Origin of the sequence: Chryseobacterium sp. KMC2, from assembly GCF_016756935.1 — a bacterium.
Taxonomy (GTDB): domain Bacteria; phylum Bacteroidota; class Bacteroidia; order Flavobacteriales; family Weeksellaceae; genus Chryseobacterium; species Chryseobacterium rhizosphaerae.
In genome coordinates this window covers 47,506-56,450 of the sequence record NZ_JAESIT010000029.1, presented here as the reverse complement: position 1 = coordinate 56,450, position 8,945 = coordinate 47,506, and the positions used below count along the sequence as shown (strand labels likewise).

9 protein-coding genes are annotated in these 8,945 nt (G+C 38.1%); all 9 read right to left on the bottom strand.

Annotation, left to right across the window (positions count from 1 at the left end; genetic code table 11):
• On the bottom strand, window positions 1-811 hold an 811-nt coding region (locus tag JML65_RS22465; protein WP_202272314.1), incomplete at its 3' end, for a hypothetical protein.
• A 17-nt stretch (window positions 812-828) separates the two neighbouring features.
• Window positions 829-1,332 (bottom strand): DUF4280 domain-containing protein, encoded by a 504-nt coding sequence (locus JML65_RS22460; protein ID WP_202272312.1) that lies wholly within the window; start codon window positions 1,330-1,332, stop codon window positions 829-831.
• A gap of 39 nt (window positions 1,333-1,371) precedes the next feature.
• Window positions 1,372-2,451, bottom strand: coding sequence for a hypothetical protein (locus JML65_RS22455; RefSeq protein ID WP_202272310.1), 1,080 nt, complete (start codon window positions 2,449-2,451; stop codon window positions 1,372-1,374).
• 143 nt (window positions 2,452-2,594) lie between these two features.
• Window positions 2,595-3,974, bottom strand: coding sequence for an NADH-quinone oxidoreductase subunit N (locus JML65_RS22450; RefSeq protein ID WP_047494337.1), 1,380 nt, complete (start codon window positions 3,972-3,974; stop codon window positions 2,595-2,597).
• Window positions 3,975-4,125: 151 nt separating this feature from the next.
• The gene (locus tag JML65_RS22445; RefSeq protein ID WP_202272308.1) at window positions 4,126-5,619 is read right to left on the bottom strand and encodes a NuoM family protein; all 1,494 of its coding nucleotides are present in this window, start codon (window positions 5,617-5,619) and stop codon (window positions 4,126-4,128) included.
• Between the two features lie 2 nt (window positions 5,620-5,621).
• Window positions 5,622-7,535: an NADH-quinone oxidoreductase subunit L gene (gene nuoL, locus JML65_RS22440; protein WP_084086807.1), complete on the bottom strand. Its 1,914-nt coding sequence runs from the start codon at window positions 7,533-7,535 to the stop codon at window positions 5,622-5,624.
• A 2-nt stretch (window positions 7,536-7,537) separates the two neighbouring features.
• Window positions 7,538-7,867 (bottom strand): NADH-quinone oxidoreductase subunit NuoK, encoded by a 330-nt coding sequence (gene nuoK / locus JML65_RS22435; protein ID WP_047494345.1) that lies wholly within the window; start codon window positions 7,865-7,867, stop codon window positions 7,538-7,540.
• Window positions 7,868-7,870: 3 nt separating this feature from the next.
• Entirely contained in the window at window positions 7,871-8,368 is a 498-nt protein-coding gene (locus tag JML65_RS22430; protein WP_047494349.1) for an NADH-quinone oxidoreductase subunit J, read from the bottom strand.
• On the bottom strand, window positions 8,368-8,925 hold the full coding sequence (locus JML65_RS22425; RefSeq protein ID WP_040996950.1) for a NuoI/complex I 23 kDa subunit family protein: 558 nt from the start codon (window positions 8,923-8,925) through the stop codon (window positions 8,368-8,370). The genes JML65_RS22430 and JML65_RS22425 overlap by 1 nt, the downstream gene beginning before the upstream one ends.
• Window positions 8,926-8,945 lie beyond the last annotated feature (20 nt).

The window sequence follows — 8,945 nt, the reverse complement described above, 5'->3', positions numbered from 1 at the left end:
GTTGTTGTTGTTGTTGTTGTTGTTGTTGTTGTTGTTGTTGTTGTTGTTGTTGTTGTTGTTGTTGTTGTTGTTGTTGTTGTTGTTGTTGTTGTTGTTGTTGTTGTTGTTGAGGTTGACCCGGTGCAGGGCGTAACTCTGGAGGGGTATTGATATTTACATTATCTGTTGCATGTTTTTTATGGGCGTAGTATTCTACGGTTACATAGAATTCAAGCTGCTGAGGGTTTGTTTCGCCTTGCATTGCTTTTCGCATAAGCGCTTTTGTCAGCATAAATTCTGCCCTGGCAGTTCCGTTTTTTACCTTTTCTTTTTTAGTATCTATAGGGGTATTTTGAGCATTATGTCCTGAATCTCTGGAATCATCTTCCCAAAGAGTGAATTGCAGATACTGGGCTTCCAGATTCATGCATCTGGCTTCGGCCACGAGTTTTTCTGTGAAGCTGAAAACTGTTCCGGGAGTATCGTCTATATATTTTAGTTCAACTTTGTTGATCCGGGGAACATCGCTGGGCTGGGGCTGTATCTCAAGCGCCATAGGTGTTTTCCCTTCCGGATTATGAAGATAGGCTTCAATCCTGAAAGTATCTTTATAGGCTGTTGTATTAAAGGTAAAGCTGCCTATTCCTTTTTTCTTAATGGTGGTGGGAACAAATTTACCGTTCACCTTTTTGAAAAGGTGCCAGGTAACGAGCGCCGGATTCCTTTTTTCTCTGGGAGTGGCGGGATACCATTCGTCAATTTTGTAGGTAACCTGTTCGCCAACCTTTGGTTTTGTATTTCCCGATATTTTATAAATTCCTTGTTTTGACATGGCCGAAAAGTGTATGGTTAATAGGCATCTACTTCATTGGCATCCGTTTCCTTCTGGAATTCTTTGAAATCAACAAAAGGATTAATATGATGCTGTTCCTGAGGGTCTGCATGTTTAACATTCTGCTGAGTCATAGCAGCAGTCTGTCCATGTTCCATGATGGTAATCTTTCCACCTGTAGAGCACATAAGTTCTGAGATTTCTGTAACGCAGCTTTTACCCATTACCTTTACTTTTTCGTAAGTTTTTTGCCATTTTCCTGCAGGAGCATATGCGCAGGGAAGATATCCTCCGGGGGTCGGTTTCAGTTTACATTTTCCGAAACTTGGGCCTTGAGGATTAAACTGAAGATCATCTTCGGTAACGGCCAGATAATCTGCCTTACCTTCTTCATTATTCCAGTAATGTTTCTGGTGGGAAGTGACTTTAAATTGTGGAAAGAGATCACCTTGATTACACTGGGCTTTTCCTTTCTGTATGACAAAGTGTTTTCCGTCATGTGGTGATGCGGATTCGGACATATTTTGCGTTTTTGATGGTGTTGTCTCAAAGATACTAATTTATTTTAATTGCTTTTCGATCACAAAAACATCTTTTTCAGCTACATCACCAATCTGAATTTCAAAACTTCCGGATATTTTTTGAACCGCCAGGTCATTCCGGGTAAAGATATATTCTGCTTCATGGCGGCAGCTTACAGAATTTTCATTAATGGGAGTTTGTTCGAGATAAATATAGTTTTTATCATAAAGCTGATTGAGATTCCGGTAGTCACAGCAACTGCCAGTCTGAATGATTTTCAGAACTTCATTATCTGTAACAGAATCTTTCGGTAAGATCCGGTTATAAAGCTCAAAACGTATGGGCGAAGCATTGGCAATCCAAGGAAGAAACTCATGATAGATTTTGGAGTCGGTCCAGTCTCCATATTTTGCTCTGTAAAAGGATCCAAACAAAAACTGTATAGGAAGTGTATGCTTTATAGCTCCAAGGATCTGTTTTTCATCTCCTGCCTTTTTTTTCATTTGATCGATATAAGTAGCTGAAATTTCGTCTGTAAAATAGTTTTTCAGCGCTTCCAGTTCCTCTGTAATGACTGTTTCAGTATGCATAAACTCTGCACTTAAAAGTTTGGCTGTTGTATCTATTTTGATTTGCAATGGATATATGATTGCTGCGCAGGCTTTCGCCAGGCTGGAAATTTTGCTGTCTGATTCTTGGCCGTCTTTTTGGGAACCCAATACCTGCATTGAAAAAAAGTGCTGGTCGTTTTCCGTTCTCAGATATTTAAGTTCCACTTGATACTGATAATCTGCCTCTATGTTGAGGTCCCGGTATTTCTGATGCCTAATCTTATAGCTGCCATCCAATAAAGGGACTTGAAACGGAATCTTTCCATGGGGCGGATGATAGTAGAGGCTGTCCCCATTTTCATTAATTTTAGTATTGAGATCCTTTATTTCGTCCCCAAACGGAATATGAAGGAGTGTTCCGGGTTTCAGTTGCACAGGTTCTACCAGTCTGTTTTGCAAGGCACAGTATTTATTATGTACCTCTTTGATATAGTTGGGATTTTCTACTTTCAGGTCAGACGCAATTTTCTCTAGAGTATCGCCTGGAAGAGTCATATACGTGATCATATGATTGGTGTGTTTAATAATGTGTGATGATGGTTATAATAATAGAGAATAAAATTTATTTTACTGTATGAAATTTATAAAAATTTTGACAAAAAAAACCTTCCAGATCTCTGGAAGGTTTTTAATATAATGTGGATAACTTTTTACAGTCCGAATATTCTTGCAAACAGATCCGGGAAAATTCCCAAAACGATAATCAACGCAATAACAACTACTGCAATGATATTATAAGTAAGTGTTACTTTCTCTGATGACTTGAATGTTGATTCTTTAAAGAAGAACATAGCTACAATCAGTCTTAAATAATAAGCGATAGATAGGGCAGAACCTAGTACTGCTACCAATACAAGGAAAGCCGCACCGTTCATAGCCTGGGAGAATAAAGCAAATTTTCCCATGAAACCAGCTGTTAATGGAACCCCTGCCATGGAAAGCATAGAGATTGCTGCTGCAGTAGCCAATAAAGGTTCTGTTTTTGCCAATCCTTTGAATGCTCCGAAAGAAGTTTCTCTCTTTAATTTCTCTACCCAGATTAAGCACATAAAAACTCCTACTGTAGATAATGAGTACGCAAATAAATAAAATGCTAAATTATAAGTAGAAAGGCTGGTCATTCCGAAGAATACCAATCCGATGTATCCGGCGTGAGAAACTGAAGAGTAAGCCAGCATTCTTTTGGCATTGGTCTGGGCAAGACCCATAACGTTTGCCAAAAGCAAAGTAATAATTAAGAATACTCCTAAAACATTGATCCATTCGTGGGTAACCCCAGCAAAACCAATGGTCATTAATCTGAATAGTGCGAAGAATCCTGAGATTTTTACTACACTTGCCATGAAAGCCGTGATTAATGAAGGAGAACCTGCATATACATCAGGGCTCCACATATGGAAAGGTGCCAAAGCGACTTTGAATGCCAATGCACAAAGGATGAGTAATACCCCTAAGATGAACATTACATTCCCAGTATTTGCTACTCCAAAATCATGGATTTTATAGAGATCAAAACTTCCTGCACTTCCATAGATGAATGCAATTCCGAAAAGTAAGAAACCTGTCGCGAATGCACCCATTAAGAAATATTTGATTGAAGCTTCGTTTGATCTTAAATCAGTTTTGTTGGCTCCGGCCATTACATAGAGTGGTATAGAAAGAATCTCCACACCCAGGAACATAGTCACCAGGTTTTGGTATCCGAAAAGGATGATCCCTCCACATAATGCAAATAGCATCAAAGCATATAATTCTGACTGGTGGCTTCTGTGATTGCTGAATGCAAAACCTCCAAGGAAGAATAACAATAAGGTTGTTACAATGGATATTTTTGTGAATAATGCTGTATTGGCACTGTACTCATACATATGCTTGTAATGGTCGAAGAACGAACATTCCGGCATAAAACTTACGTACAATGCAATGATTAATCCCAAAATCCCAATGTATCTTGCGAATTTTCCTTGTTCAAAAACTCCTGAAAATAACGCAATAACTGCCGTTAGGAAAACAATAATTAAAACACTCATAATATAGATTTGAGATGTGAGATTTGAAGTTTAAAATTCAAGATGTAAGGGATAAGGTTCAAGGTTTGATGTCCTGTCTCTAATCTCTCAGTCTCCTGCCTCTTACGCTCTTCTAATCTCCTAATTTTTTAATTTTTAAATCTTTTAATTTTTAGTTGGCCATCGCCGTGTAGATAAACTTCACTGAACTGCTCACCATGTCTATTACCGGTTGTGGGAAAATACCAAGTAAAATCACAAAAACCGCTAAACTTGCCAATACAGAAAACTCTACACCTGATAAATCTTTTGCTGTGCTTAGAACTGCTTCATCTCCTTCTCCAAACATTGCTTTTCCGTAGAACCTCAATAAATATACAGCACAAAGAATTACCGTAAGACCAGCAATTACCGCTGCTGTTCCGTTAAAATCATATACTGATTTCAATAGAATAAATTCTCCGATAAATCCATTGGTTAATGGAACTCCCATTGAACCTAATATAATGATCAAGAATAACACTGCAAATTTAGGAGCTACTTTTGCTAAACCTCCCATCTGTCTGATATCTCTTGATTTAAATCTCTTGTATAAAATATCACAACAGTAGAATAATCCTACCACGTTGATACCGTGAGCAAAAGTCTGTACCAAAGCTCCTTCAGCACCTTCAACATTGAAGTTTCCTCTTAAAGTAACCACTGCTGAAGCAAAGATCCCGGCCACCATTAATCCTACGTGAGAAAAAGAGGAATACGCAATGATTCTCTTCATATCCGTCTGGATGATAGCAATCAGTGCTCCATGAACAATACCTACAATAGCAAGAATGATCACAATCTGTCCTGAAATTCCAGCAATAGGAAGTGGAGTAATTGGAAGTAAATAACGCATTACCCCGTACACTGCCATCTTAAGCATGATCCCTGATAACAACATGGATCCTTGAGTAGGAGAGTAGGTATAGGTATCAGGCTGCCATGTATGGAAAGGGAATACCGGTAATTTCACTGCAAATGCAAAGAAAATGAACCAGAATACCACAGTCTGCTGTACTTCGTTAAGTTGTGCATTGTATAGATCTGTTAGGGCGAATGATGCAGAGTGGTTGTACACATAGATCAATCCAGCCAGCATAAACAAAGATCCAACGAATGTATATACGAAAAACTTCGTAGTGAATTCGAACCTTTTATTTTCCTGTCCCCAAAGTCCGGCGATAAACCAAATTGGAATCAATGTTACTTCCCAGAAAATGTAGAACAACAATCCGTCTAAAGAAGTAAAAACTCCTACAAGACCAAATTGCATCAACAGAATCAAACCGTAGAATCTATTTCTGTAGTTTACACTTTCATTGAAAGAAGATAAAATGATAATTGGCGCTAAAATATTAGTCAGCAATAGCAGAAGCATACTCATCCCATCGATACCGAAGTGAAGAGAACTCTTCATAAATTGTGACCAGGGATAATTGATTTCATGCTGCAATACACTATCTACTGTCGGAGTAAAATCGAAATCCGAAAGTATATAAAATGTAAGAAGCATTTGTACCAATGCAATTCCCAGTGCCAAATATTTGCTGGAATTACTCTTCCATGCAAAAACTAATCCCGAACCTACTAGAGGTAAAAGTAATAATGTTAATAATAAACAAGACATTATTATTGTAATAAAAAGTTAACAATTAATATAATTCCCACAGCTAAAGACATGATAAGAATATACGTCTCTACATTTCCGTTTTGAACACGCTTCATAGCTTTTCCGCTGTCTTCAGCACCATCACCTACAAAGTTTACAAAACGGTCTAAGATACCCTTATCAAACATCTTTCCTCCGCGTCCTAATCCTTCAACAGTTTTTACAATCAATGCGTTGTAAAGTTCGTCAACGTATAATTTCTTAGCAGAAAGCTTTTCCCATCCGGTATAGTTTTCCTCTGCAACAGCCATCTTTTTCTTACTTACATAAGTATTTCTAACGATGAACCATACAGTAAAGAACATCACCACTGTAGCTGCCAGTAAGATCATTTCAGTATTAAAAGGTACTCCTGAAAGAGTAGCTTCCATCTGGTTGTAGCTCTGTTCCGTAAGAACCGGCTTCAACCATTCCATCAGTTTAGCATAATGACCGTGACCGATGAAGTGTGGCAGGTTGATAAAACCTCCGATTACAGAAAGAATAGCCAATACGATCAATGGTAATGTCATATTTGACGGGCTTTCGTGCAAGTGGTGTTTTTGCTCTTCAGTACCTCTGAACTCTCCGTGGAATGTCAAATAGTATAATCTGAACATATAGGTTGCAGTCATTGCCGCTAAAACAAATAAAATTACCCAGTAAACCGGATTTTTAGCGAAAGCTGCTACTAAAATTTCGTCTTTAGAGATCATCCCTGATAATAAAGGGAAACCTGAGATGGCTAATGTTCCGATAAGGAATGTAGCGTGGGTAAGAGGAATGTATTTTTTAAGACCTCCCATGAAACGCATATCCTGCTCGTTACTCATAGCATGGATTACAGAACCTGCCCCTAAGAACAGTAAAGCTTTAAAGAATGCGTGCGTCATTACGTGGAACATAGCTGTTGTATAAGCTCCAAGACCTAAAGCAATAAACATAAATCCAAGCTGTGAAACTGTAGAGTATGCCAATACTTTTTTAATATCGTTCTGACGAAGTGCATAGAATCCTGCTAAAGCTGCCGTTAAGAATCCGATTAATAAAATTCCTCCCTGTACAGTAGGAGCTAAAGTAAATAAGAAGTTTGATCTTACTACCAAATAGATCCCTGCCGTAACCATCGTTGCCGCGTGGATCAACGCTGATACAGGAGTAGGACCGGCCATTGCGTCCGGTAACCATGTATATAAAGGAACCTGAGCAGATTTACCGGTAGCACCGATAAATAAACTGGCGGTGATAAAGATAATCACTGTTCCGTCTAATTCAAATTTTGAAGCATTTTCTGCTACGGAAAGGTAATCTACAGCATTGGTCTGAGCAGCAATCATAAAGATACCGATCAATAATGCAAGGTCACCAATTCTGTTCATAATGAAAGCTTTTCTTGCTGCTTTACCGTATTCTTCGTTGGTATACCAGAATCCGATCAACAGGTAAGAACAAAGACCTACACCTTCCCATCCGATGAATAGGATAAGGTAGTTGCTTCCCATTACTAAAAGTAACATCGAGAAGATGAAAAGATTCAGGTAAGTAAAGAACTTATAGAATCCTTTATCATGACTCATATATCCGATAGAGTATAGGTGGATCAGGGATCCGATACCCGTGATGATCATCACCATCATTAAAGAAAGCTGATCAATCTGGAATCCAAAATTAATTTGTACCCCATTTACTCTAAACCATTCAAAAGCTTTTACGATTACAGGCTGGCTTTCAGAATTGAAATTCATGAAAAGACTTACAGCAATACAGAAAGATCCGAACACTGCTGCAGTGGCCAAAGATCCAACCAATATTTTGGGAAGATTTTTCCCGAATAAACCGTTAATAAGAAACCCTAAAAGTGGTAAAAGTACTATTGCATATACTAAATTCTCCATTCTTATCCTCTTAATTTATTAAATATACTCACATCTACAGAACGGGTATTTCTATATAGCATAGCAATAATTGCCAAACCTACTGCTACTTCAGCAGCAGCCACTACCATAATGAAGAAAACTAAAAGCTGTCCGTCGCCGTTGCCTTTATATGCTGAAAAAGCTGCCAACAAAAGGTTTACAGAATTCAGCATAAGCTCTACACAGCCCAGAATCACAATAGCATTTTTTCTTAGCAATACTCCCATCACTCCCAGGCAAAACAATACCGAAGAAAGGATGATGAAGTACTCCAAAGGGATGCTTTGTATAAATGTATTTACTTCTCCCATAATTTATAAATCTTTTTTACCGATTAATACCGCGCCTACAATACCTGCCAAAATTAGGATGGAAGCAAGCTCAAACGGTAAAACATATTCATTAAACAAAAGTCTACCCAGATTTTTAGTAAGACCCACTCCTCTGTCTACATTTTCCACCACGATGTGGTTGTCTTGTACTCCTCTGAAAACCCCTAATACTCCCACTAAAAGAAGACCTGCTGTAAAAACTCCAACAAATTTTAAAGTATTGTTCTTCTTACTTTCGTCTCCTTTATTAAGGTTAAGCATCATTAGGATGTAAAGGAAAAGTACCATAATGGCACCTGCGTACACTATAATCTGGATAATAGCTAAGAACTGTGCATTCAAAAGAATGTACATTCCTGCAATTGAAAACATCGTGACGATTAATGACAAAATAGCATATAAAGGATTTCTTGCAAATACAAAATAAACAGCACTTGCCACTGCTAAAAACGCCACCAAGAAAAATAAAAACTGATCCATTATTTTACCGCATTTTTTTGTTTCTCGGATTGTCTTGTTGTGATGTCAATCCTTTCATTTATTTTTTCAACTAATTTATCCTTTCCATAGATAAAAGAACCTCTGTTGGTTTCCACGTCTACCAATCTGTCTGTAAGATAGATGGCAGATTTAGGACAAGCTTCTTCACACATTCCACAGAAGATACATCTCAGCATATTGATTTCATATACTGAAGCATATTTTTCTTCTCTGTAAAGGCCTTTTTCCTCTTTGGTTCTTTCAGCAGCAGTCATCGTAATGGCTTCTGCAGGACAGGCTACCGCACAAAGTCCACAGGCCGTACATCTTTCTCTGCCTTCCTCGTCTCTTTTCAAAACGTGCTGACCTCTCCAGATGGTAGTTCTTGGCTTCTGTACTTCCGGATACGAATATACTGCGGGAGCACCCTTTATCACGGTTCTTACAGCATGCTTAAATGTAATCCCCATTCCTGTAAAAATAGCAGGAAGGTAGATTTTTTCAGCAAGGGTCATTTCTTTATTGGAAACAACTTTTGATCTGTTTGTAAGTTTCATTTAATTATAGATATTAGATG

Excerpts from the sequence above, each read along its gene's own strand:
- nuoK (WP_047494345.1), bottom strand. The coding sequence starts at position 7,867 with ATGGGAGAAGTAAATACATTTATACAAAGCATCCCTTTGGAGTACTTC.
- nuoL (WP_084086807.1), bottom strand. The coding sequence starts at position 7,535 with ATGGAGAATTTAGTATATGCAATAGTACTTTTACCACTTTTAGGGTTT.
- JML65_RS22460 (WP_202272312.1), bottom strand. The coding sequence starts at position 1,332 with ATGTCCGAATCCGCATCACCACATGACGGAAAACACTTTGTCATACAG.
- JML65_RS22450 (WP_047494337.1), bottom strand. The coding sequence starts at position 3,974 with ATGAGTGTTTTAATTATTGTTTTCCTAACGGCAGTTATTGCGTTATTT.
- JML65_RS22425 (WP_040996950.1), bottom strand. The coding sequence starts at position 8,925 with ATGAAACTTACAAACAGATCAAAAGTTGTTTCCAATAAAGAAATGACC.
- JML65_RS22445 (WP_202272308.1), bottom strand. The coding sequence starts at position 5,619 with ATGTCTTGTTTATTATTAACATTATTACTTTTACCTCTAGTAGGTTCG.
- JML65_RS22430 (WP_047494349.1), bottom strand. The coding sequence starts at position 8,368 with ATGGATCAGTTTTTATTTTTCTTGGTGGCGTTTTTAGCAGTGGCAAGT.
- JML65_RS22455 (WP_202272310.1), bottom strand. The coding sequence starts at position 2,451 with ATGATCACGTATATGACTCTTCCAGGCGATACTCTAGAGAAAATTGCG.